Source organism: Vibrio pelagius, from assembly GCF_024347575.1.
GTDB classification, from domain to species: domain Bacteria; phylum Pseudomonadota; class Gammaproteobacteria; order Enterobacterales; family Vibrionaceae; genus Vibrio; species Vibrio pelagius.
On sequence record NZ_AP025503.1, the window covers coordinates 2,690,068 to 2,714,222 of the forward strand.

21 protein-coding genes are annotated in these 24,155 nt (G+C 46.4%); 3 read left to right on the top strand and 18 right to left on the bottom strand.

Features of this window, described 5'->3' with window-relative positions:
• Positions 1 to 208 precede the first annotated feature (208 nt).
• From eno to rlmD, 5 genes are all read right to left on the bottom strand, one after another.
• A complete protein-coding gene (gene eno, locus vsple_RS11745) occupies positions 209 to 1,507 on the bottom strand; it encodes a phosphopyruvate hydratase (RefSeq protein ID WP_032549795.1) in 1,299 nt (432 codons plus the stop codon).
• A 76-nt stretch (positions 1,508 to 1,583) separates the two neighbouring features.
• Positions 1,584 to 3,224 carry a CTP synthase gene (locus vsple_RS11750; RefSeq protein ID WP_255229905.1) on the bottom strand — a complete coding sequence of 547 codons (1,641 nt, stop codon included), beginning with the start codon at positions 3,222 to 3,224 and terminating at the stop codon, positions 1,584 to 1,586.
• Positions 3,225 to 3,375: 151 nt separating this feature from the next.
• Positions 3,376 to 4,173, bottom strand: coding sequence for a nucleoside triphosphate pyrophosphohydrolase (gene mazG / locus vsple_RS11755; RefSeq protein WP_261882087.1), 798 nt, complete (start codon positions 4,171 to 4,173; stop codon positions 3,376 to 3,378).
• A gap of 208 nt (positions 4,174 to 4,381) precedes the next feature.
• On the bottom strand, positions 4,382 to 6,604 hold the full coding sequence (gene relA / locus vsple_RS11760; RefSeq protein ID WP_255231794.1) for a GTP diphosphokinase: 2,223 nt from the start codon (positions 6,602 to 6,604) through the stop codon (positions 4,382 to 4,384).
• A gap of 108 nt (positions 6,605 to 6,712) precedes the next feature.
• Positions 6,713 to 8,038, bottom strand: coding sequence for a 23S rRNA (uracil(1939)-C(5))-methyltransferase RlmD (gene rlmD, locus vsple_RS11765; RefSeq protein ID WP_261882088.1), 1,326 nt, complete (start codon positions 8,036 to 8,038; stop codon positions 6,713 to 6,715).
• 165 nt (positions 8,039 to 8,203) lie between these two features.
• On the opposite strand from rlmD, the gene barA reads away from it, so the two are divergent.
• Positions 8,204 to 11,017: a two-component sensor histidine kinase BarA gene (gene barA / locus vsple_RS11770; RefSeq protein ID WP_261882089.1), complete on the top strand. Its 2,814-nt coding sequence runs from the start codon at positions 8,204 to 8,206 to the stop codon at positions 11,015 to 11,017.
• Positions 11,018 to 11,102: 85 nt separating this feature from the next.
• Here barA and acpS read toward each other — a convergent pair whose 3' ends face one another.
• The 11 genes from acpS to rpoE all read right to left on the bottom strand — a co-directional run bounded on the left by acpS (position 11,103) and on the right by rpoE (position 20,329).
• A complete protein-coding gene (gene acpS / locus vsple_RS11775; protein WP_255229901.1) occupies positions 11,103 to 11,483 on the bottom strand; it encodes a holo-ACP synthase in 381 nt (126 codons plus the stop codon).
• 28 nt (positions 11,484 to 11,511) lie between these two features.
• A complete protein-coding gene (gene pdxJ / locus vsple_RS11780; RefSeq protein WP_239841240.1) occupies positions 11,512 to 12,249 on the bottom strand; it encodes a pyridoxine 5'-phosphate synthase in 738 nt (245 codons plus the stop codon).
• Positions 12,246 to 12,977: a DNA repair protein RecO gene (gene recO / locus vsple_RS11785; protein WP_255229900.1), complete on the bottom strand. Its 732-nt coding sequence runs from the start codon at positions 12,975 to 12,977 to the stop codon at positions 12,246 to 12,248. The genes pdxJ and recO overlap by 4 nt, the downstream gene beginning before the upstream one ends.
• An 86-nt stretch (positions 12,978 to 13,063) precedes the next feature.
• Positions 13,064 to 14,035: a GTPase Era gene (gene era / locus vsple_RS11790; protein ID WP_032549803.1), complete on the bottom strand. Its 972-nt coding sequence runs from the start codon at positions 14,033 to 14,035 to the stop codon at positions 13,064 to 13,066.
• A complete protein-coding gene (gene rnc / locus vsple_RS11795) occupies positions 14,028 to 14,705 on the bottom strand; it encodes a ribonuclease III (protein WP_032549805.1) in 678 nt (225 codons plus the stop codon). The genes era and rnc overlap by 8 nt, the downstream gene beginning before the upstream one ends.
• A gap of 26 nt (positions 14,706 to 14,731) precedes the next feature.
• Positions 14,732 to 15,628 carry a signal peptidase I gene (gene lepB / locus vsple_RS11800; RefSeq protein WP_150893431.1) on the bottom strand — a complete coding sequence of 299 codons (897 nt, stop codon included), beginning with the start codon at positions 15,626 to 15,628 and terminating at the stop codon, positions 14,732 to 14,734.
• A 97-nt stretch (positions 15,629 to 15,725) separates the two neighbouring features.
• Positions 15,726 to 17,519: a translation elongation factor 4 gene (gene lepA / locus vsple_RS11805; protein WP_261882090.1), complete on the bottom strand. Its 1,794-nt coding sequence runs from the start codon at positions 17,517 to 17,519 to the stop codon at positions 15,726 to 15,728.
• Between the two features lie 134 nt (positions 17,520 to 17,653).
• Complete coding sequence (locus vsple_RS11810; RefSeq protein WP_261882091.1) at positions 17,654 to 18,124, bottom strand: SoxR reducing system RseC family protein; 471 nt, start codon at positions 18,122 to 18,124, stop codon at positions 17,654 to 17,656.
• Positions 18,121 to 19,086 carry a sigma-E factor regulatory protein RseB gene (gene rseB / locus vsple_RS11815; RefSeq protein WP_261882092.1) on the bottom strand — a complete coding sequence of 322 codons (966 nt, stop codon included), beginning with the start codon at positions 19,084 to 19,086 and terminating at the stop codon, positions 18,121 to 18,123. Before rseB ends, vsple_RS11810 begins: the two co-directional genes overlap by 4 nt.
• Positions 19,083 to 19,724, bottom strand: a complete 642-nt coding sequence (locus tag vsple_RS11820) for an RseA family anti-sigma factor (RefSeq protein ID WP_261882093.1) — start codon at positions 19,722 to 19,724, stop codon at positions 19,083 to 19,085. The genes rseB and vsple_RS11820 overlap by 4 nt, the downstream gene beginning before the upstream one ends.
• A gap of 26 nt (positions 19,725 to 19,750) precedes the next feature.
• Positions 19,751 to 20,329 (bottom strand): RNA polymerase sigma factor RpoE, encoded by a 579-nt coding sequence (gene rpoE / locus vsple_RS11825; RefSeq protein WP_032549813.1) that lies wholly within the window; start codon positions 20,327 to 20,329, stop codon positions 19,751 to 19,753.
• A gap of 389 nt (positions 20,330 to 20,718) precedes the next feature.
• On the opposite strand from rpoE, the gene nadB reads away from it, so the two are divergent.
• Positions 20,719 to 22,329: an L-aspartate oxidase gene (gene nadB / locus vsple_RS11830; protein ID WP_255229897.1), complete on the top strand. Its 1,611-nt coding sequence runs from the start codon at positions 20,719 to 20,721 to the stop codon at positions 22,327 to 22,329.
• A gap of 37 nt (positions 22,330 to 22,366) precedes the next feature.
• Here nadB and vsple_RS22025 read toward each other — a convergent pair whose 3' ends face one another.
• On the bottom strand, positions 22,367 to 22,783 hold the full coding sequence (locus vsple_RS22025; RefSeq protein ID WP_420833781.1) for a protein YgfX: 417 nt from the start codon (positions 22,781 to 22,783) through the stop codon (positions 22,367 to 22,369).
• Positions 22,752 to 23,012 carry an FAD assembly factor SdhE gene (locus vsple_RS11835; protein ID WP_032549815.1) on the bottom strand — a complete coding sequence of 87 codons (261 nt, stop codon included), beginning with the start codon at positions 23,010 to 23,012 and terminating at the stop codon, positions 22,752 to 22,754. Before vsple_RS11835 ends, vsple_RS22025 begins: the two co-directional genes overlap by 32 nt.
• Before the next feature lie 168 nt (positions 23,013 to 23,180).
• Here vsple_RS11835 and ygfZ point away from each other — a divergent pair, with 168 nt between their 5' ends.
• Positions 23,181 to 24,152 (top strand): tRNA-modifying protein YgfZ, encoded by a 972-nt coding sequence (ygfZ, locus tag vsple_RS11840; RefSeq protein ID WP_261882094.1) that lies wholly within the window; start codon positions 23,181 to 23,183, stop codon positions 24,150 to 24,152.
• Positions 24,153 to 24,155 lie beyond the last annotated feature (3 nt).

Sequence of the window (24,155 nt, forward strand, 5' to 3'; positions counted from 1 at the left end):
GAGGCATTCAAAGCTTAGACTAACAATTCCTTTGGTTTATAAAACCAGAGAGATTATTGACCCTTAACTTCTTTAAGGCCGCTTTCGTTGTAAAAAGGAGGAGCTTTAGAACCTAGAGCTTCTTCTCGCTATTTTCTACAAACATAAAAAAACGCCCTACCGAAGTAGAGCGTTTCAAAAGCTTTAAGCTAACAATTCAATGTATGAATTATTGACCTTTAACTTCTTTAAGACCGTTGTAAGGAGCTTTAGAACCTAGAGCTTCTTCGATACGGATTAATTGGTTGTACTTAGCAACACGGTCAGAACGGCTCATAGAACCAGTCTTGATTTGACCTGCAGCAGTACCTACCGCTAGGTCAGCGATAGTTGCGTCTTCAGTTTCGCCAGAACGGTGAGAGATTACTGCTGTGTAACCTGCGTCTTTAGCCATCTTGATTGCAGCTAGAGTCTCAGTTAGAGAACCGATTTGGTTGAACTTGATAAGGATAGAGTTAGCTACGCCTTTCTCGATACCTTCAGCAAGGATCTTAGTGTTAGTAACGAATAGATCGTCACCTACTAGTTGAAGCTTGTCACCTAGTAGTTCAGTTTGGTGCTTGAAGCCATCCCAGTCAGACTCGTCTAGACCGTCTTCGATAGAAACGATTGGGAATTGGTTAGCTAGCTCAGCTAGGTAGTGGTTGAACTCTTCAGAAGAGAAAGTCTTACCTTCGCCTTTCATGTTGTAGATACCAGCTTCTTTGTCGAAGAACTCAGATGCAGCACAGTCCATAGCTAGAGTCACGTCTTTACCTAGTTCGTAACCAGCAGCTGCAACAGCTTCTGCGATTACTTCTAGAGCTTCAGCGTTAGACTTAAGGTTAGGAGCAAAACCACCTTCGTCACCAACTGCAGTGCTGTAGCCTTTAGACTTAAGAACTTTAGCTAGGTTGTGGAATACTTCAGCACCGATACGTAGACCTTCTTTAAGAGTCTTAGCGCCAACTGGTTGGATCATGAACTCTTGGATGTCAACGTTGTTATCTGCGTGCTCACCACCGTTGATGATGTTCATCATTGGTAGAGGCATAGAGAACTGACCAGCAGTACCGTTTAGCTCAGCGATGTGCTCGTATAGAGGCATGCCTTTAGCCGCTGCAGCAGCTTTAGCGTTCGCTAGAGAAACAGCTAGGATTGCGTTAGCACCGAACTTAGATTTGTTTTCAGTACCGTCTAGCTCGATCATTACTGCGTCGATTGCAGCTTGGTCTTTAGCATCTTTACCAGTTAGAGCTGTAGCGATTTCGCCGTTTACAGCTTCAACAGCTTTAAGAACACCTTTACCTAGGAAACGTGCTTTGTCGCCGTCACGTAGCTCAAGAGCTTCGCGAGAACCCGTTGATGCGCCAGATGGAGCAGCAGCCATACCTACGAAACCGCCTTCTAGGTGTACTTCAGCTTCTACAGTTGGGTTACCACGTGAATCGATGATTTCACGACCTAGAACTTTAACGATCTTAGACATTGAATGTTTCCTTCTCGTTGAATATATAATGTCAAATTAAAGGCAGCAGCACTGCAAACGCTACTGCCGGTATCCTTTACTTCTCTAATTCGTCACGCTGGTGTTGACCAGCTGCTTTAACGAAGCCTTCGAATAGTGGGTGACCATCGCGAGGCGTAGAAGTGAACTCTGGGTGGAACTGAGCTGCAACAAACCACGGGTGGTTTGGAATCTCGATAACTTCTACCAGCTTCTTGTCCGCAGACAGACCCGATACTTTTAGGCCCGCTTTTTCAATTTGTGGACGAAGGTTGTTGTTCACTTCGTAACGGTGACGGTGGCGTTCATGGATCGTCGCGCTACCGTATAGTTCACGAGCTTTCGTACCTTTCTCAAGGTGACACAGCTGTGAACCTAGACGCATAGTACCACCTAGGTCAGATTTTTCAGTACGTTCTTCAACATTACCTTCACCATCTACCCACTCAGTGATTAGACCCACTACTGGGTACTTCGTGTCTTTGCTAAATTCTGAAGAGTGTGCACCTTCCATGCCCGCAACGTTACGTGCGTATTCGATAAGTGCCACTTGCATACCAAGACAGATACCTAGGTAAGGTACTTTGTTCTCACGAGCGTATTTCGCTGCGAAAATCTTACCTTCAACACCGCGGTCACCAAAGCCACCAGGTACTAGGATTGCGTCTAGGCCGTGAAGTGCTTCTTCACCTTTGCTCTCTACGTCTTGAGAATCAACGTACTTGATCTTAACGCTTAGACGATTCTTCAGACCCGCGTGCTTAAGTGCTTCGTTCACTGACTTGTATGCGTCTGGTAATTCAATGTATTTACCAACCATACCGATGGTTACTTCACCAGTTGGGTTCGCTTCTTCATAGATTACCTGTTCCCATTCTGATAGGTCTGCTTCTGGAGCGTTGATACCAAAACGAGTACACACTAGGTCATCAAGACCTTGTGATTTAATGAGTTGAGGGATCTTGTAGATTGAGTCTACATCCTTCATTGAGATTACTGCTTTCTCTTGAACGTTACAGAAAAGTGCAATCTTCTTACGTTCGTTCGCAGGGATCATGCGATCAGAACGACAAACTAGGATATCTGGCTGGATACCGATAGACAGTAGCTCTTTTACAGAGTGCTGAGTCGGTTTAGTTTTCACTTCACCAGCAGCCGCTAGGTAAGGAACTAATGTTAGGTGCATGAACATTGCACGCTCACGGCCTAGTTCTACTGCTAGCTGACGAATCGCTTCCATGAATGGTAGAGACTCGATATCACCAACCGTACCACCAACTTCAACGATCGCAACGTCGTGGCCTTCTGCACCAGCGATTACACGGTCTTTGATAGAGTTAGTGATGTGAGGGATTACTTGGATAGTTGCACCTAGGTAATCACCGCGACGCTCTTTCGCTAGAACGTCTGAGTAAACACGACCCGCTGTGAAGTTGTTACGCTTAGTCATCTTGGTGCGAATGAATCGCTCGTAGTGACCAAGGTCAAGGTCAGTTTCAGCGCCATCTTCCGTAACGAACACCTCACCGTGTTGAGTTGGGCTCATAGTGCCCGGATCAACGTTGATGTAAGGGTCAAGCTTCATCATAGTCACTTTAAGACCACGAGCTTCTAAAATAGCTGCAAGCGATGCCGCTGCAATACCTTTACCTAGAGAGGATACAACCCCGCCAGTAACAAAAATGTAATTTGTCGTCATGTTTAACCTGAAATTGGTTGAATGAGGGAAAATGGATTTCTTCTGGACGGGATGAAAATATACCAGAAGCCCCTTATCGCCACAACGTGAAATCTATCACACTGCTATTTTTTATTTTTTGCTTCAAATCAAATCAGCACCAAAGCTTTGTTTAACTTTTCTCCGCCAACTTAACCTCATCCCACATAGAATCGAGCTCTGAGAGGGAGAAATCGTTCAAAGTTTTGCCTTTTTGACGAACTTTTCCTTCTACACCTTTAAAGCGACGCTCAAACTTTACATTCGCTTTGCTCAATGCCGATTCTGGGTTTTTCCCTAGATGCCTGACTAGATTCACGGTCGTAAACAGTAAGTCACCCAATTCTTCTTCAACTAAATCCTCGTTTGGCGTGACTTGCAGTGCCTCTTCAAGCACCTCGTCGACCTCTTCTCGTACCTTATCGACAACAGGGCCAATGGATTCCCAATCAAAACCGTATTTTGCTACCTGCTTTTGCACCTTTGTGGCACGCAAAAGTGCAGGTAGAGAGTTTGGTATTGAGTCTAGAATACTTTCCTGAGTTTTGCCTGCTTGAACTTTTTCTTTGGCTTTTTCTGCCTCCCAGTTGGCATTGATGGCCTCTTCATCATCAAACTCAACATCAGAAAACACATGTGGATGACGACGAGTGAGCTTTTCATTCACACCGTCAACCACATCGGCAAACTCGAACAACCCTTGCTCTTTCGCGAGCTGGCTGTAAAAAATCACCTGAAACAGTAGATCGCCCAACTCTTCTTGCAAATTCGACCAGTCTTTATTGTGGATTGCGTCCACCACTTCATATGTTTCTTCGATAGTATACGGGACAATTGTTTCAAAATTTTGTTTTAGATCCCAAGGGCAGCCACCTTCTGGGTCGCGCAGCTTCGCCATAATTTGTTCTAATTGTTCAATCGGGTGGCTCATGGTGCTTTCCTATTATTCTGTTTGATTGTTTTAATCTAATTCTTTTCTTAAAACTAAAAAAGGTGAGCAGTTAAAACCACTCACCTTTCTATTTATCCGTCATCCCCAAAAGTGAAGAATGAGCGAGTTGGGGATCTCAAACCGCTTGGCGAGATTCCCTATCACGTTCGCTCCTCACTGTAGGGAATGACGAGGATGATACCAAGTATCAACCCAACCTTTTGACTGACATAACATCTTTAATCTGCTCGACACGACTGGTCACGCGGCTGAGGATTTCAATGTTGGTCACCTCTAGGTCAAAGTCCATCACTGATAGCTGACGCTTATAATCGGTGCGGCTTTTCATGGTCGTTACACTGATCTTCTCATTGGCAAACAACGAGGTGATGTCTTTCAATAATCCACTACGCTCTAACGCTTCAACACGCAGAGTTAGGATATAAGAACCAACAAAGCCATTACCCCAAACCGTATCTATAATACGCTCTGGTGCGTGGATTTTTAGTTCGCTCAGCTGTTCACAGTCGCTACGGTGAACCGAGATACCACGACCTTGTGTGATGTAACCTTTGATGCTGTCACCTGGAATTGGTTGGCAACAGCGTGCAAGATGCGTCATTAGATTATCGACACCTTCCACGACAACGGCATCTTTCTTTGGGCGACTCTGCTGAGCTGGCTTATGTTCTGACTCTAGTAGCTTCTCTAGCGCCTTCTGATCTTCCTCTTCTGCCGTTGGCTTATTCACCAATGCGTTGATGTGGTTGATCACTTGGTTGATACGCAAATCACCGCTACCGATACCCGCATACAGCTCGTCTGGCGTATTCACGTTGAAACGCTTCAGGGCATATTGATCTGCATCTTTGAGTGTCGCGCCAATTTTATGCAGCTCAGCCTCTAGGATGTCACGACCTGCTTCAAGGTTTTTCTCACGACTTTGCGCACGGAACCAAGCATTAATTTTAGCGCGAGCGCGCCCAGAGTGAACGAAACCTGTGGCTGGGTTTAACCAATCACGTGAAGGGTTTGGCTCTTTCTGAGTAATGATTTCAACCTGATCCCCCATAGAGAGTTTATGAGTAAATGGAACGATACGTCCACCTACTTTGGCGCCGATACAGCGGTGGCCTACCATCGAGTGAATGTGATAAGCGAAGTCCAACGGAGTTGCTCCCATTGGTAAGTCGACCACATCACCGCGTGGTGTAAATGCGTAGACACGGTCATCAAAAACTTGGCTACGAACTTCATCCAGCATCTCGCCAGAATCCGACATCTCTTCTTGCCAATCGATCAGTTTACGCAGCCACGTGATCTTCTCATCGTAACCGCTGCGACCACCCGATGAACCCTCTTTGTACTTCCAGTGCGCGGCAACACCCAGTTCTGAGTCTTCGTGCATCTGTTTAGTACGGATCTGGATTTCGATGGTTTTGCCTTCAGGCCCAAGTACCACGGTATGGATAGATTGATACCCATTCGGTTTCGGGTTTGCTACATAGTCATCGAATTCGCTTGGTAGATGTTTGTATTTGGTATGAACAACCCCGAGCGCTGCGTAACAGTCTTGCAATTGGTCTGCGATGATACGTACTGCGCGCACGTCAAACAGTTCATCGAAGGCCAAGCCTTTCTTCTGCATTTTGCGCCAGATGCTGTAGATGTGTTTCGGGCGGCCACTGACTTCAGCGTTGATACTAGAGCGTTCCATTTCAGACGTAAGGTCATCAACGAAGTCAGTAATGTACTGTTCGCGAACAATACGACGCTCCGACAACTGCTTAGCAATCTGTTTATAGGTATCGGGTTGTTGGTAACGAAAAGCGTAGTCTTCGATTTCCCATTTAAGCTGACCAATACCGAGGCGGTTAGCCAGTGGCGCATAGATGTTGGCACACTCTTTCGCTGCCGCTCTACGCACCTCGTCAGGAGCTTTCTTCACCTCGATAAGGTTACAGATACGCTCAGCAAGCTTGATGACCACGCAACGGAAATCATCAACCATGGCCAATAACATGCGGCGCACGTTATCGACCTGACCTGACGCTGCGCTACCCTCAAGGGTAACGTTAAGTTGGCCTAGTGCCGCCATCTCTTCCACGCCATCAATCAGCTTAACGATCTCTTTGCCGTAGCTCTCTTCAAAAGCTTCTCGTTCAAACACGCCACTGGAGACAACTGGGAAAAGCTGAGCCGCAACGAGTGTCGCGCGATCCATTGATAACGTCACCAAGATTTCAATCATCTCTCGGCCACGCCACAATAGCAGTGAGGCTTGCTCATGCTCTTTTAGCAGCTCTTCACAATGACGATAAACCTTGATCAGCTTATTCGACGTTTTGGCATCCTGATTTAAAGATGCAATCCAGCTCTCTAGCTCAAACTGTTCGCTTGGGTTTAAATGTGCGCTTCGTACCGCAACCATCATGCCTTCCTAGTTATTATGTTTTATACCCAACTCAATATGACTAACCGGGTCCAAGTTAGTTCGACTCATACTGGTAACAAGACGTTTCTTATACGCCTTTTCGTTCTATGATTTCTCTTTAACGAATAGTGCCATAGATTCCAAGTGACTGGTATGCGGAAACATGTCTAACATACCCATTTTGACCATTTGATAACCTTGATTTTGCAAGCTTGCCGTATCTCTAGCTAGAGTAGCAGGATTACATGAAACATAAACCACGCTCTTCGCGCCCAGCGCTGAAAGTTGATCGACAATCCCACTTGCCCCAGCGCGTGCAGGATCAAGGAGCACCTTGTCGAACTTCTCTTTTGCCCACGGCTGAGAAGAGAGCTCTTCTTCGAGGTTCGCTTGGTAGAAAGTCGCGTTGTCGAGCTGGTTTACTTCAGCATTGCTCGTTGCCTGTTTCACCATTTCATCCACACCTTCAACGCCAACCACCAATGCGGACTGTTTTGCGATAGGTAAACTGAAATTACCTAAGCCACAAAACAGGTCGAGAACTCGCTCATCCGCTTGTGGATTCAACCACTCCAGCGCTTGTGCCACCATTTTTTGGTTCACTTGTTGATTAACTTGAATAAAGTGATTCGGCTCAAACGGTAGAGTAACGCCGGTTTCACTGTATGTCGGCGCATCACCAACCAAACGAACCAGTTGATCCGTTTCTGGCATTGAATACAAGATTGCCCCCTGCTCCGTCGCTAAATCGATAAGCGCTTGCTGATCTTTGTCTGCCAACGGTTTAAGGTGACGAAGGACAATCACTGGCCCTTTATCAGAAAGAACCAGTTCTACGTGACCAAGGTTCATCGGTTGGCTAAAAGTCTCCAGTAGCGCTTTCATCTTTGGCAGCAACGCATTTAAGCTTGGCTCCAACACCGCACAGTCCGTCACATTCTCTATGTGCTTGCTCTGTTTCTTGCGAAAGCCAAACTGCAGCTGTTGATTCTTTCTGTCCATAAACAAGCTCACGCGAGCACGACGACGATAGCCAACCTGCGGACCAGTAATTGGATCGGCAATTTCAGTGCGGGGAGTTTGGTATTGACTCATTAAGTGGCTCAGTGACTGCCCCTTATGCTCGACTTGCGATGTGTAATCCATATGTTGTAGATGACAACCACCACACTGATTAAAGTGTTTGCAGAAAGGCTTTAGTCGCTGTTCGCTTGGCTTTAATAGTTTAATCAGTTTCGCACGCGCAAACTTACTTTTGCTTTCCGTTAATTGAATCACCACTTGCTCACCCGGCAACGCACCATCAATAAACACAGGTTTATTTTTCTGATAAGCGATGCCTGCGCCATTGTGATCCATTCGTTCAACCAAAACCGATTGATGCTTGGTCTCGAATTGAGTTTTCTTTTTTGGTTGAAAAAAACGTGCCATTGCTTGTGCCTAAACTATCTTTTAATCATTTATTTGTATCCAGGACTCACTATTATGCCTTGGAATCATTGTCGAACGTGGCGGCTTTGATTAAGCTTACCGTTCACTTAGCCACCATTGTGTGCGTTATTTTCCCATATCCAGACCTCGATGTAATTAAAGAACATGACCAGATATGGCTTGAGAGCCCGTGTAATTACCCTAACTCTTGCTCCGACCCTGATTATAGGGTTGTTATTGAGTGCATTCTTCTCATTTAACCGCTATCAAGACCTCGAAGGACAAGTTGTCAATACAGGTACTAGCATTATAGAACCCCTTGCGATTGCGAGTGAGTCTGGCATGCAATTAGAGAGTCGAGAGTCGGTTCGTCAATTGATCAGCTACGCACACCGTAAAAACTCAAAATTGGTGCGCAGTATTGCGGTGTTTGATGAGCGTCATGAACTGTTTGTAACCTCGAACTTCCATCCCGACTTCGAGAGTCTCACTTACCCGAAAGACAAACCGATTCCACATCTGAGTTCGTCTAAGTTGCTCGATAATACGCTGATTTTAAGAACTCCAATTATTGCTGAAGGTCAGTTCATCAATTCCGCTAACGGCCAATCTCAAGCGAATCAAGCCGTGGGTTATATTGCTATCGAATTGGATCTCTCTTCTCTACGGTTACAACAATACCAAGAGATCTTCTCTGCGTTCTTGGTTCTTATCTTAGGACTCGGCCTGTCTGGTGTGTTTGCATTCCGCTTAATGCACGACGTCACTCAACCGATCACACACATGAAGAACATGGTTGACCGCATACGTCGCGGTCATCTTGATGTGCGTATCGAAGGCAAGATGCATGGCGAGTTAGACTCACTGAAGAATGGTATCAACGCGATGGCGGTCTCCTTGTCGGAGTATCATGTTGAGATGCAGCACAGTATCGACCAAGCGACGTCCGATCTACGTGAAACACTCGAGCAGTTAGAAATTCAGAACGTTGAATTGGATATCGCGAAGAAGCGTGCTCAAGAAGCGGCGCGCGTCAAGTCAGAGTTCTTAGCCAACATGTCACACGAACTCAGAACACCACTGAATGGTGTGATAGGCTTTACTCGTCAGATGCTAAAAACTCAACTCTCCACCAGCCAAACTGATTATCTACAAACCATTGAACGTTCGGCCAATAACTTACTAAGCATCATCAATGACATCCTCGATTTCTCGAAGCTAGAAGCGGGTAAACTGGCACTTGAGAATATTCCTTTTGAGTTCCAAGCCAGCCTTGAAGAGGTAGTCAACCTGCAAGCCACCAATGCCCACGAGAAAGGGCTTGAGCTAACACTGAAAGTCGATCCGAAAGTACCAGCTGGTATTGTTGGTGACCCACTGCGTATTCAACAGATTCTTACTAACCTAGTGGGTAACTCAATCAAATTTACCGAGCGCGGCAACATCGATATTAGTGTTGAGCTGCGCTCTCAATCAGAAGATAACATCGAGCTACAGTTCATGGTGCACGACACGGGTATCGGTATATCTGAACGTCAGCAAGCTCAGCTGTTCCAAGCCTTCAGCCAAGCTGATGCGAGTATTTCACGTCGCTATGGTGGTACTGGTTTGGGTCTGGTTATTACCCAAAAACTGGTCAGCCAAATGGGTGGTGAGATAAGCCTAACCAGTCGCTTGCACCAAGGCTCAACTTTCTGGTTTACGCTAAGGCTATCGACCACCGACATGCCGATGACTGATCTAATCGACACCCAATGCCTACAACAAAAGCAGTTGTTATTGATTGAACCAAACATGCAAGCGGCATCGATTACTCAGCAAGTTCTGACTCAAGAAGGGTTGATAGTAACCTATCGCTCAGTAATGCCAAAAGAGTCGACCAACTACGATTATGTTCTTCTCAACCTTGCGGCTAACCAAGCCTACGAACTAGAAGTCGTTCAACAGTGGGCAAAACGTGCTAGAGAGATCTCGCAAAACGTCATCATTGGCACCCCAAGTACAGAATTGGCTTTGGGTGAGCAGCTAATGAAAAATGTTGATGTACAGTGCATTACCAAACCCCTGTCTCGCAAGAAATTGCTGCAAACCCTAGTTTCGAACCAAGCACCACTTCTCAACGCGCCGGTGATTGCGACGCACAGTGACGAAAAGTTACCTCTGACAGTTTTGGCTGTTGATGATAACCCAGCCAACTTGAAACTTATCACCGCCCTACTTCAAGAGCGCGTCGAAACGGTGCTGAGCTGTACAAGTGGCCAACAAGCGATTGACCGAGCGACAGAGCAGACGTTCGATATCATCTTCATGGACATCCAAATGCCGCAGATGGATGGCGTGACCGCGTGTAAACACATCAAAGAGTTAGAAAATAACGCCAATACACCTGTAATAGCGGTAACAGCTCATGCAATGAGTGGCGAGCGCGATCGTCTACTCGCAGCCGGAATGGACGACTACCTGACCAAGCCAATTGAAGAACACGTACTGCAACAAGTGCTGATCCACTGGAGTCCAGAATCAGCAGTAGATAATTTTGAAAAGATCGATCCTGAACACCCAGCGGTGGGTGGAGAGATTGAGAGCCACACCATCGAAACAGAGAGCAACCAGCACAAAAACATCATCATTGACTGGCAGGCCGCACTCAAGCAAGCCGCCAACAAAGAAGATCTTGCACGAGATATGCTACAGATGCTGGTCGACTTTATTCCTGAGGTGTACGACGCTACAGAGAAAGCGATTGAAGAGCCAGATTATCCAGTTGATGAGCTAATACACATTATCCATAAAATGCACGGCAGCAGCTCATACAGTGGTGTGCCGAGGCTCAAAGCGGTATGTGCCACAATTGAAAAAGAGCTGCGCTCTGGCACTCAGATAGAGGATATCGAACCAGAGCTGTTCGAACTTCAGGATGAGCTAGATAAGGTACAAGCCACAGCAATTCACTATCTAACCCCTATTCAGCCGAGTTAGCTCTCGGCACAGGTAAGTAATGGGGACCATAGAAACAAAAAGCAGAGCCAAACGCTCTGCTTTTTATTTGATTATCACCGAAACATTAAGACTCGAACAGAACCGTTGCTACTGCGTAGTGACGTTCATCTGAGATCGTAATGTGGACAGAGTTAACACCAAGGCTTGCGGCTAACTCTTTCGCTTTATTGTGCAAAGTAAGAACTGGTTTCCCATGTTCATCGTTCGCAACCTGAAAGTCATGAAAGGTAACGCCCATTGCGATGCCCGTACCGAGAGCTTTAGAAGCGGCCTCTTTAGCGGCAAATCGCTTGGCTAAAAAGCGCCCTTTCTGCTTCAAAGAGTGGAACTGTTCAAGCTCCACCTCACTCAAGATACGCTCCGCAAAGGCTGAGCCACTGCGTGCTAATGCCTTTTCAACTCGCTCAATCTCTGCGATGTCTGTACCAAGGCCAACCACTGCCATGACTCTTTAACCTTTCAATTCTTATCAATTAAGCGTTGTTACGCGCGTTTTCCATTACCGCTTTCATATCTGATACCGCTTTCGCTAGGCCATCAAATACGGCACGGCCAATCACAGAGTGACCAATGTTCAGCTCGTAGATCTCTGGTAGAGCGGCGATTGGCGCAACGTTGTGGTAAGTCAGACCGTGACCGGCATTCACTGTGATACCTAGGTCGTCTGCGTAGCTTGCGCCTGCAGCAATCTTCTTCAGCTCATCTTGTTGGTCTTCTTCGGTTTTCGCTTCTGCGTAGTGACCTGTGTGTAGCTCGATAAATGGTGCACCACACGCTTTCGCTGCATCAATTTGCTCGCGGTCCGCATCAATGAACAGAGATACTTTGATACCCGCTTCAGTAAGCTTTTGCGTTGCTGCTTTTACTTTTTCAAGCTGGCCAACTACGTCCAAGCCACCTTCCGTCGTTAGCTCTTCACGTTTTTCAGGAACTAGGCAAACAAATTCAGGCTTAGTATCTAATGCAATCTGTACCATCTCGTCCGTTACCGCCATCTCTAGGTTCATGCGAGTCTGGATAGTTTCAGCCAAAATGCGAACGTCGCGGTCAAGGATATGACGACGGTCTTCACGCAGGTGAATAGTGATACCGTCCGCGCCGGCACGCTCAGCAATCTCTGCTGCGTGAACTGGATCTGGGTATTGAGTTCCACGCGCATTACGTAGGGTTGCAACGTGGTCGATATTAATGCCTAAAAGGATTGAGCTCATTTTCCAATACTCCGTGCTCTAGAGAGACCTATTTGTGGCATAAACAGCTCTCTACTTTTTAATGGTTTGCCGCCAAGATACGGCTTTAAGGCTATGCGTGTAAAGCGTTTTGCCGCTTTTAACTGCTCTTTCGTTATAAATCTACGTTCACTGATCGCTATCAGTTCATCACCCATAAAGGTCAAGTTGTCACGGCGCACTGAGGCGATAAAACCCTTCTGCTCGCGATAGCGATAAGTCATTGTCGGATCAATAGGTTCTCCGGTACCTGCACAGTGCAGAAAATCAACGCCGTAGCCCATTGCCGATAACAGAGCGAGTTCAAAGCGTCGCAATGCAGGCTCTGGGTTCTCATTATGCGCCAGTTCCGTTAAAGCATTAAGGTAATCATGAAAAAGTGCGGGCATCGGCACTTCTGCCATCAAAACTCGCCCAATTAATTCATTCACATACATGGCAGAGTAGAGGTTAATCCCAGTTAGCGGTAATCCAAGACTGATCGGTTCCGCTTGGCGCAATGTTTTCATTGAACTATTACCAGACCATTTCAGCAGCAGTGGTGTAAACGGCTGCAACGCGCCCTTAAGATTAGAACGTTTACTGCGAGCCCCTTTAGACATCAGTGTCATTCGTCCGAACTCTTCACTGAACACATCTAAAATCAGGCTCGATTCACTGTACGGTCTGCGATGTAATACAAAGCAGCGCTGTAACCCTTCTGAAGACATATCACCTTCTAAATAGAAAAAAGGAGCCTACTGGCTCCTTTTAAAATGGTTTCGACCCGGAGCGAAGCGCTTGCGCCTCTTGCGGGTTATAAGTCGTCGATGTAGCCCAATGAACGCAGTGCACGCTCATCGTCAGCCCAACCCGACTTCACTTTAACCCAAGTTTCTAGGAATACTTTACGACCGAATAGCTCTTCCATATCGAGACGAGCTTCGCGACCGATGGTCTTGATTTTCTCGCCGCCTTTACCAATCACCATCTTCTTCTGGCCACTACGCTCAACTAAGATAAGTGCGTTAATGTGGAAGCCATCGTTGTCTGGGTTGTAGTCAAAGCGCTCGATCTCAACCGTCACTGAGTAAGGCAACTCATCACCCGTAAAACGCATCAGCTTTTCGCGAATGATCTCTGACGCCATGAAGCGCTGAGAACGATCTGTTACATACTCTTCTGGGAAGTGGTGTGTCGCTTTCGGAAGATGCTCGCGAACGTGCTTACGCAGTACATCAGTGTTCTTACCGTGTTTTGCCGAAATTGGCACAACATCGATGAAGTCCATCTTCTTAGACACTTCCATCATGTGCAGCATCACGTCATTGCGGTCTTGCACGTTGTCGACTTTGTTCACACAAAGAACGACTGGGAAGTTCGCTTTCTTAAGCTTGGTCAGCACCATCTCATCGTCTTCAGTCCAGTGCGTACCGTCAACAAGGAAAAGTACCAAGTTCACATCACTCAAAGAGCTGTTTGCTGCACGGTTCATCAGACGGTTGATAGCACGCTTCTCTTCGATGTGAAGTCCTGGAGTATCAACGTAAATCGCTTGGTAATCCCCTTCGGTCTCTACACCCATAATACGGTGACGAGTCGTTTGAGGTTTACGCGATGTGATCGAGATCTTTTGACCCAAAATATGGTTCAGAAGTGTCGACTTACCTACGTTCGGACGACCGACGATAGCGATGAAACCACAGTGCTGGTTTTCCGGTAGGCTAGGTTCTTTGTTATCAGATGCAAAGAATGCATCGATATCGAATTCTTGGTTGTTATCAGACATTGCTTAGTTGCTCTAATGCTGTTTCAGCAGCCGCTTGTTCTGCCTTGCGGCGGCTAGTGCCTTTACCGATAACAGGTTTATCCACACCTGCCACTTTACACTCAACCGTAAACTCTTGGTTGTGTGCTTCACCTTTAATATTAGTCACTGTGTAGACAGGTAGCGGATTTCTTCGGCCCTGTAGGAACTCTTGCAAACGCGTTTTCGGGTCTTTTTGAGAAACACCAGGCTGAATCGCTTCTAGGCGAGTTTTGTACCAGCTTAAAATAATACCGCGAATGGTTTCAGTGTCGCTATCTAGGTAGATAGCACCAATGATTGCTTCGACAGCATCTGCCAGAATAGAGTCACGACGGAATCCGCCACTCTTTAACTCACCTGGACCTAATTTTAAGTAATCTCCTAGGGCGAATTCACGACCTAGTTCAGCCAATGTATGTCCACGTACCAAAGTAGCACGCATACGGCTCATATCACCCTCGTTTACTTTCGGGAAACGGTGGTAGAGATCATCAGCGATGACAAAACTTAAAATTGAATCGCCCAGAAACTCAAGACGTTCGTTGTGCTTACCTGCAGCGCTGCGGTGAGTCAGCGCCAGGTGAATGAGATCGGTATCTTTGAACTGATAGCCGATCTTTCTCTCTAGTTTATCAATTGGAGAATTCATGCTCTCTCGATGTATTTAGTGATCGATTAATTAATGCCACCGATGCGGTTGAAACGCACACCAGTTGGGATCCAAGAAGGTAAAACACTGTCTGAGCTGCGCTCAAATTCAAAGCTGATCCAAATCGCAACCGCTTTACCTACTAGGTTTTCTTCAGGGACAAAGCCCCAGTAACGGCTATCTGCACTGTTGTCACGGTTATCACCCATTACAAAGTACTGGCCTTCTGGAACGACCCACTCGTTAACACCTGGACGAGGTTGGTACGATTGCACACGGTCACGACGCAGTGGGTTAACTAAAACTTGGTGCTCAACGTCACCCAACTTCTCATTGAGTTGGATAAGTGGCACACCGTCTTGAATAAATTGGCTCTCTTCAACGTTACTCAGCTTCACAGGTTTACATCCTTGCGTGCCTTTGGTTTGAATACATAGCTCTTTATTACTGTTGTAACGGATCATATCTCCCGGCAGGCCAACCACACGTTTAATGTAGTCAATGTTTGGCTGTGGCGGGTATTTGAATACGATTGAGTCACCACGCTCAGGCTTGCCTGTTTCTACCAGTTGAGTGCGCCATACTGGGTCTTTTAGACCGTAAGCGTATTTCTCAACTAGGATAAAGTCACCTACAAGTAAGGTTGGCATCATTGAGCCTGATGGGATTTGGAACGGTTCATAGATAAATGAACGCAGCACCAAAACAAATGCAATTACAGGGAAAATGGATACGCTATTTTCAACCCACCAAGGCTGAGCCGTCACTTTTGCACTGGTTTCAGCATCTAAACCGTTAGTTTGAGCGGTAACGCTAGCCAGTTTCAGTTGGCGCTTCTTAGCCCAAACAAACTTCTCTAACGCCCATATAACGCCAGTCACTAAGGTTACGATCACTAAAATAAGCGAAAATGTATTAGCCATTTATATCCCTTAAATTTCATTTCTTTAAAAATAACGAAAGTGAAAGAATAGCGAGCTACCCTTTCACTTTCAATTATTCGTTTATCGTTGGATAAGCCTAGTCTTTGCCAACGTGAAGGATGGCAAGGAAAGCTTCTTGAGGCAGCTCTACGTTACCGATCTGCTTCATACGCTTCTTACCTTCTTTCTGTTTCTTCAGAAGCTTCTTCTTACGACTCACGTCACCACCGTAACACTTCGCGATAACGTTCTTACGCAGTTGCTTAACGGTTGAACGAGCGATGATGTGGTTACCGATAGCCGCTTGAATTGCGATATCAAACATCTGACGAGGGATGAACTCTTTCATCTTCTCAACTAGCTGACGACCACGAGTCTGAGACTGATCTTTGTGAGTAATCATTGCTAGTGCATCAACAGTGTCACCGTTTAGAAGAACGTCTACGCGAACCATGTTAGACGCTTCAAAGCGTTGGAAGTTGTAATCCAGTGACGCGTAGCCACGAGATGTTGATTTCAGACGGTCAAAGAAGTCCAGTACCACTTCAGCCATAGGAATATCGTAAACAACCGCTACTTGGTTACCGTGATAGATCATATCAACCTGCACACCACGCTTCTCAACACACAGTGTAATTACGTTACCTAGGTAATCCGATGGTACTAGGATATTACAACGTGCAATTGGCTCACGAATCTCATCGATATCGTTAATAGCTGGAAGCTTCGCTGGGCTATCTACGTAAAGTAGCGTGCCGTCAGTTTTCTCAACTTCGTAAACTACCGTTGGTGCGGTTGTAATCAGGTCTAGGTCGTATTCACGCTCTAGACGCTCTTGGATGATCTCCATGTGAAGCATACCAAGGAAGCCACAACGGAAACCGAAACCTAGAGCTGCAGAGTTTTCTGGCTCGTAAAACAGTGACGCATCGTTCAGGCTTAGCTTACCTAGTGCATCTCGGAAGTTTTCGTAGTCGTCAGATGATACTGGGAATAGACCTGCGTATACCTGTGGTTTTACTTTCTTAAAGCCCGGTAGCGCTTTTTCACAGCCGTTCTTAGCCAGTGTCAGCGTATCACCAACTGGTGCACCAAGGATGTCTTTAATACCACATACAACCCAGCCTACTTCGCCAGTTTGCAGAACTTCAGTATCAACCTGTTTTGGTGTGAAGATACCTAGACGGTCTACACCCCAAACTTGACCAGTACTCATTACTTTGATCTTGTCGTTCTTTCTTAGAGAACCGTTCTTGATACGTACCAGCGATACAACGCCAAGGTAGTTATCGAACCAAGAGTCAATAATAAGTGCTTGTAGCGGCGCATCTGGATCGCCTTCTGGCGCAGGGATCGCTGAAACAATGTTTTCTAGTACATCGTCAACACCGATACCGGTTTTCGCAGAACAGCGAGTCGCTTCCATCGCGTCGATACCAACGATCTCTTCGATCTCTTCAGAAACGCGCTCTGGATCTGCCGCAGGAAGATCAATCTTATTTAAGATTGGCACAACTTCCAGATCCATTTCGATCGCTGTGTAACAGTTTGCTAGTGTCTGAGCTTCTACACCCTGACCCGCATCGACAACCAGTAGCGCACCTTCACAAGCGGCTAGAGAACGAGATACTTCGTATGCGAAGTCAACGTGTCCTGGAGTATCGATGAAGTTTAATTGATAAGTTTCACCATCTTTAGCAGTGTAGTTAAGAGTCACACTCTGAGATTTGATAGTGATGCCACGTTCACGCTCCAGATCCATCGAATCAAGGACTTGCGCAGCCATTTCACGATCGCTTAATCCTCCACAAACTTGGATTAGACGGTCAGATAGGGTCGACTTACCATGGTCGATGTGGGCGATAATCGAAAAGTTACGAATGTGCTTCATAATTTGGTGTGACAAACTCTTTAAATTAGGACGGTAAGAAAGCCGCGCATCGACCGCGTTTCATAGACTGCGGTGGCGGCATTTCAATCAAGTTGGCAGATTCTACCCAATTTAACCGCAATACGCATCATAAATTAGACAAGCGGCTCACCAAGGATTCGAATCAACACCACTTGCTGCTTCGATTTATCTTCCATTGGTTTAGCTAAACGTTTTGCAAGGGCAATACCACCAGCAGTAAATATAGCAGCAGACAGAATAACTGCGCCCTCTCCTACGCCAAGTAAAGGCGCTAATAACAGCTGACCAAAAGCAGCACCTAGCATCATCATAAACAGTGGAACTAGATAAACCAAAGCCGCCGATTCCAGCAGACTTCTCTCAGGAAAACCTATCTCGACGATTTGCCCAGCTTTCACAAGGTTTTTAGTGGTTAGTTGCCAGAAAAGGGATTTGTTGCCAACGGCCTTTGTCACAATACCAGTGCCGCAACTCTTTTGTGACGAACAGCTGTTACAACTGGTCTGTTGCTCGCAGCTTAATTGCACGTGATAGTGAGCGCCTTGTTTCTCTACAGCGCTCACGGTAGCCAATGCAGTCATCATTGGCCTGTACCTTGATTGGCAGCAAACTTCACAGACTGTGCGATACGCTGCGCGGTTGCAGGAGGAATATCTCCGACTACAGATATTTCGTTATCACCATTCACTAAGCTATGCAAAGTACGACGGCCTTGACGCACAAGCTGACCTTTCAGAGAGTGTTCATCTCTGTCTGAGATATAAACCGAGAAACTAAATAGCCCATCACTAAACATCTGGCTTTCAACCATCTTATTGGTTGTCGCCATTGAATAGCGGTTGAGCTCTTTCGCTTCAAAACCATCAGGAATCCAAGAGACGCACCAATCGCTTTCTCCAACCGCGCCATCAGGCAATGAGAGCACTTTCGGCAGCTGGGCGTTGTTCAACCCTGCCATCGCTTCTGCAATTTTGTCGTTAACCACATAAGAAATCGTACGGTACTGCTCTAGGATTTCACCATCTCGGTCGAGCAAATCCGCTCGTAGAGGCAGATTAGTGTTCTCATCGACCCAAAGAACATAGGAGTAACGCAGGCCATCTTTTGGCACGACACGCAACACTTGCGTTGTTGTACCGGCTTCACGCGCACGCCCTACCTTCACAAAGTCGTAATACTCGTTCAGGATATCAATGTCGTTATTCAACATCGGAATCACTGGCGCAACCATGTTGCCAGACTCAATCGTAAAAGGTTCAGTACCTGGTTCGATGTAGCTGACTTCGTTGCCGCGACGAATTACTTCACGTACAGGGCCACTTAGATAGACAAGATGAGCAAGTTGCTTCTCATTACTTACGGCATGACGATACAAGAGCGGTTCAATACTGCTCTTTTTGATCAGTATGTAGGAAAGTTCGTAATTTAAATGCTGACTGGCCTCGTTCATTTGATGCAGCAAGGCCTTTGCAGAAGGCTCTTCTGCAAAGGCGCTTGGAGAGATCAAGCTGAACAGTGTCAGTGCACTGACCAGGAATTTCTTCATTCAATATCCGATTCTAGACGCGATTCGCTTTCAGCTGACGCGTCGTTGTTTAATCTCAATTGCAACTCGTAATCTTGCAACATAGCGTGTACGCGTTTGCGCTGCTCTTGCAAGTGGGCATCTGCCACGGGTTTCTCAACAGACTCACGAGTTAGGCTTACTGGCTCTACCGAACCGGCAAACGGGATAGTTTGTAACACAGGCAGCTGTTCTACTTCTGGTGCGGCAGGATCGCTGCCACCATACTGTTGAACCCCCAAAATGACCGCCAGCGACACACAAGCTGCAACGGCAACTTGACCAAATTGCTGCAACCAAGCTGGCATCTGGCGTTTTGCTTGTTGTGGTTTAGGTTGTTCTTCTTGCACTTGTGGAGCAACAGTTTGTGTCTGCTCTGGGCGCAATGAATGTACATTGTTGAGTTTGTTGTGTGCAGGCTCATTCTCAAGCGCCGCAGCAACACTATCCGCAATGTTCCACTCTAGCGTTTCTGGCGCATCGCCTCGCATGACATCACCGATTAAATGGTAACTCTGCCAGGTATCCTTGCTTTCTTGATCGGACTCCAACTCTGCAATCAGAGCTTTGTCGATCGTTTCACCATCCATGAGTGCCGAAAGCTTTTCTTTATCAGCCATTATTTTCACCATAATAATTACAAGTTTTAGCGCTGTAAAAGAGGTTTTATTTTCTTTTCCACCGCTTCACGAGCACGGAAAATACGCGAACGTACGGTTCCTACAGGGCAATCCATTACTTCTGCAATCTCTTCGTAACTTAAGCCTTCAAGTTCGCGTAAGGTCATTGCAGTTTTCAAGTCTTCCGGTAGCGCTTCAATCGCTCCGAAAACCACTTCTTTCAATTCTTTCGACAGCGTTAAGTTCTCAGGGTTCGAAATTTCTTTCAGTGCGCTGCCAGTTTCAAAATATTCTGCATCATCTGCATCGACATCGGTTGCGGGTGGCCTACGGCTCTGTGCAACTATGTGATTTTTTGCTGTGTTCACGGCAATTCGGTACAACCATGTGTAGAAGGCACTCTCGCCTCTAAAATTTGGTATCGCGCGGTAAGCCTTTATAAACGCTTCCTGTGCCACATCAGCCACATCACCGGAATTATTCACGTAGCGAGAGATAAGGTTGCAAACTTTGTTTTGATACTTAACCACTAACAGGTTAAATGCTTGCTTATCTCCACTCTGAACTCGCTCAATCAACACTTGATCGGTTAGCTGCTCGTTCATTCGAGCGGGTACTCCTATTGTTATCCCCCTTACCTTCTCAGATATGGGTACTAATTATGCGAAATGTAGTATTGACACCACTGTCTACATGAGCACTATTGTGACTAGGTCAAAAAAGGAAAGTTCAAACTTTCTTAAAATTATTTGCCATTATTGTTTCACAATGTGATGTAATAAAAATAGCTACCCCTATCAATTTGGGGAAACTTAAGCAAAAGCAATGGTATTGAGCAATTAAATATTTCTAGATAGCTGTCTATATCTTGATTCTGCATTGTCTTTCAGGACTCATTGAGACTGAGTATAACAGTCGTTAAAGCCCTCCTAAAACAAGACAACGTCAATTTAGAGTGGACAACTCGACTATAGCCCGGGATTTAAAAAGTTTTATGAACGCAAACCGTGAACATCAGTGTGATGTATTAGTGGTGGGGAGTGGTGCTGCTGGCTTGTCATTAGCCTTACGCGTCGCTGAACATGCAAAAGTAATCGTATTAAGCAAAGGACCACGTAGTGAAGGATCGACGTACTACGCACAAGGTGGTATCGCGGCAGTATTTGACGAATCGGACAGCATTGAGTCGCACGTTGAAGATACGCAAATTGCTGGAGCTGGGTTATGTGAAGAAGACACTGTTCAATTCATTGCTGAGAATGCTAAAGAGTGCGTGCAGTGGCTAATTGATGGCGGTGTGCCTTTCGACAAAGACGAAAACAGCACTGAAGGTCAGCCTAAATATCACCTGACTCGTGAAGGCGGCCACAGCCACCGACGTATCCTTCACGCGGCAGATGCAACCGGCATGGCAATGCAAACTTCTCTGCAGGACAATGTTAACAACCACCCGAACATTGAGATCTTCGAGCGCCATAATGCTCTCGACTTGATCACTGAAGATAAAATCGGTGGCTCGAAAGATAAAGTTATCGGAGCCTACATATGGAACCGTAACCAAGAGCAAGTGGAAACCGTTCGCGCGAAATTCGTGGTACTTGCTACTGGTGGTGCCTCTAAAGTTTACCAATACACATCCAACCCAGACGTCTCTTCTGGTGACGGTATTGCGATCGCTTGGCGTGCCGGTTGTCGCGTTGCGAACCTTGAGTTCAACCAGTTTCACCCGACTTGCCTATTTCATCCTGAAGCGCGTAACTTCCTGTTAACTGAAGCACTTCGTGGTGAGGGTGCATACCTGCGCCGCCCTGACGGCACTCGCTTTATGAAAGACTTCGACGAACGTGGTGAATTAGCCCCTCGTGATGTGGTGGCTCGCGCTATCGACTTTGAGATGAAGCGTCTTGGTGCTGACTGCATGTACGTGGACATCAGCCACAAGCCTGAAGAGTTCATTACTGCGCACTTCCCAATGATTCACACGCGCTTGATGGATCTGGGTATCGACATGACCAAAGAGCCGATTCCAATTGTTCCTGCCGCGCATTACACCTGCGGTGGAGTGATGGTGAACAAGAATGGTCAAACCGACCTGCAAAACCTCTACGCGATTGGTGAAGTAAGCTACACCGGCCTTCACGGAGCGAACCGCATGGCATCAAACTCACTGCTAGAGTGTGTCGTTTACGCTTGGTCCGCAGCGAAACATATTGTAGAGAACCTCGACCAATCTCAATTGTGTGCAGCACTACCTGCTTGGGATGAGAGCCAAGTGACCAACAGTGACGAAGAGGTAATTATTCAACACAACTGGCATGAACTGCGTCTGTTTATGTGGGACTACATGGGTATCGTGCGCACTGATAAGCGTCTTGAACGTGCTATGCGCCGTATTCAGATGTTGCAACAAGAGACTCACGAGTACTACAGCCACTTTAAGGTATCAAATAACCTGCTAGAGCTGCGTAACTTGTTGCAAGTTGCTGAGCTAATGGTGCGCTGTGCGATGCAACGTAAAGAGAGTCGCGGCCTGCACTATACACTGGACTACCCAGAACTGGCTGAAGACAGCGGTCCAACGATTCTGACACCGAACAAAAACTAAAGCGTAAAAGCAATACAATTTATACAAGCAATACGACTTAAAGGGAGCATGATGCTCCCTTTTTACTTTTGAGCCACACCAATAAGTAACGATAATCCGCTTCAAGACAGCTGTCGCGCCATAGGATGACAGGCTCACCTTCACTGAACTTCAGCATCACGAACAGAGAACGGAAAATAGTATCGCTCGATTGAAAAACGCGTTTCTCCCCATTAACTATGATTTCGTGGTTAGGTCGAAGCTCGATCTCACCTGTCGCTATTGGCCAGCCAATTTTATTATCGCGTATCAACAAGTACAGAAGAACAAAAAGGTAAAGAGTGGCTACAAGAGGGATATTTGATGTGATAATAAAAACCAAAAGGCACCACAGAGTGGCGCCTTTTGCGAATAATGCGTAATACGAAGGGCTAAGCTTGAGCTTAACGAACCTTGCTGAGGTTGTGTGCAACAATTTTGTCGACCATTGACGCGTGACCTAGGTTTTCACTGCGACCGTGCCCCATCACCCATGTAAACAGATCGGGATCATCACACTCTAGTAGTGAAACAAAATCACGTTGCTCCTGCTCTTGCAATGAGTCAAAACATTCCTCAAAAAAGGGCATGATGACTACATCAAGCTCTAACATACCGCGACGGCAGCCCCATTTAATTCGTGCTTTCTGCTCTGCAGTGTACATTGGTTATCCTCACCTATTATTTTTCTCTCTTCGAGTGTAACAACTCATAAGCGCTGCAACTAGCACAGTCGTCTCAGTCCCTATCTCAGCTCACAAAAAAACCTAAGCTGACAAAAAAAACGAACCGGATTAACATAGACACAAATCAAATTTCTCAGGAAAGGCAAAATGGATTGGAAAAACACGTTTCAACCACTTAATCACACGCACAACGACACACTTCCAGGCGTGATGATGACACACATCTCTGACTGGGGTGCGATTACTATGGTGGGCGATGACAAAAAGTCGTACCTGCAAGGCCAAGTAACGTGCGATGTCGTACAGCTAGCGAGTGACGAGTCAACGCTAGGCGCACACTGTGATGCGAAGGGTAAAGTGTGGAGCATTTTCCGCCTATTCCACCACAATGATGGCTACGCCCTACTCCAACCTCAATCAGCGATTGAAGTTGAGCTACAGGAAATCAAGAAATACGCGGTATTCTCAAAAGTAACTATTGAGCAGACTGAAGATGTTGTCCTTGGCATCATGGGTGCGCAAGCCGATAGCTTTATCGATACTCTTTCTGAAGATCGTGGCAATGTACGTGCGATCGAGGGCGGCAGCGCAGTAAAAGTAGCGGATTCTCGCTGGGCGCTACTTGTGACTCCAGATGCGGCACAAGCTTTAGTTGAAGGTAGCTCTATTGAAAAAGTGTCCGAAACGCTGTGGCAATACTTTGAGATCATGGATGCTCAACCAAAGCTGTCAGCAGCAGAGCAGAATGAACACATCCCGCAGGCATTGAACCTACAAGCGATTGGCGGTATCAGCTTTAGCAAAGGCTGTTACACAGGCCAAGAGACCGTGGCACGCGCGAAATACCGTGGCATGAACAAGCGAGAAATGCGCATTGTTTCTGGTACAACCGAACAACCACTTACGTTAGATTCAGCGATTGAACTCGAGCGCAGTGTGGGTGAAAACTGGCGTGGTGCCGGCCGTCTTCTGAACGTCTACCAATTCTCTGACAACACAGCCATTGGTCTCATTGTTCTGCCAAATAACTTAGATGATGATGTTGAACTGCGCCTTGCCGAACAACCAGATCACAAATGGACCATCCAACCGCTACCTTATAGCTTGGAAGAAGAGTAATTC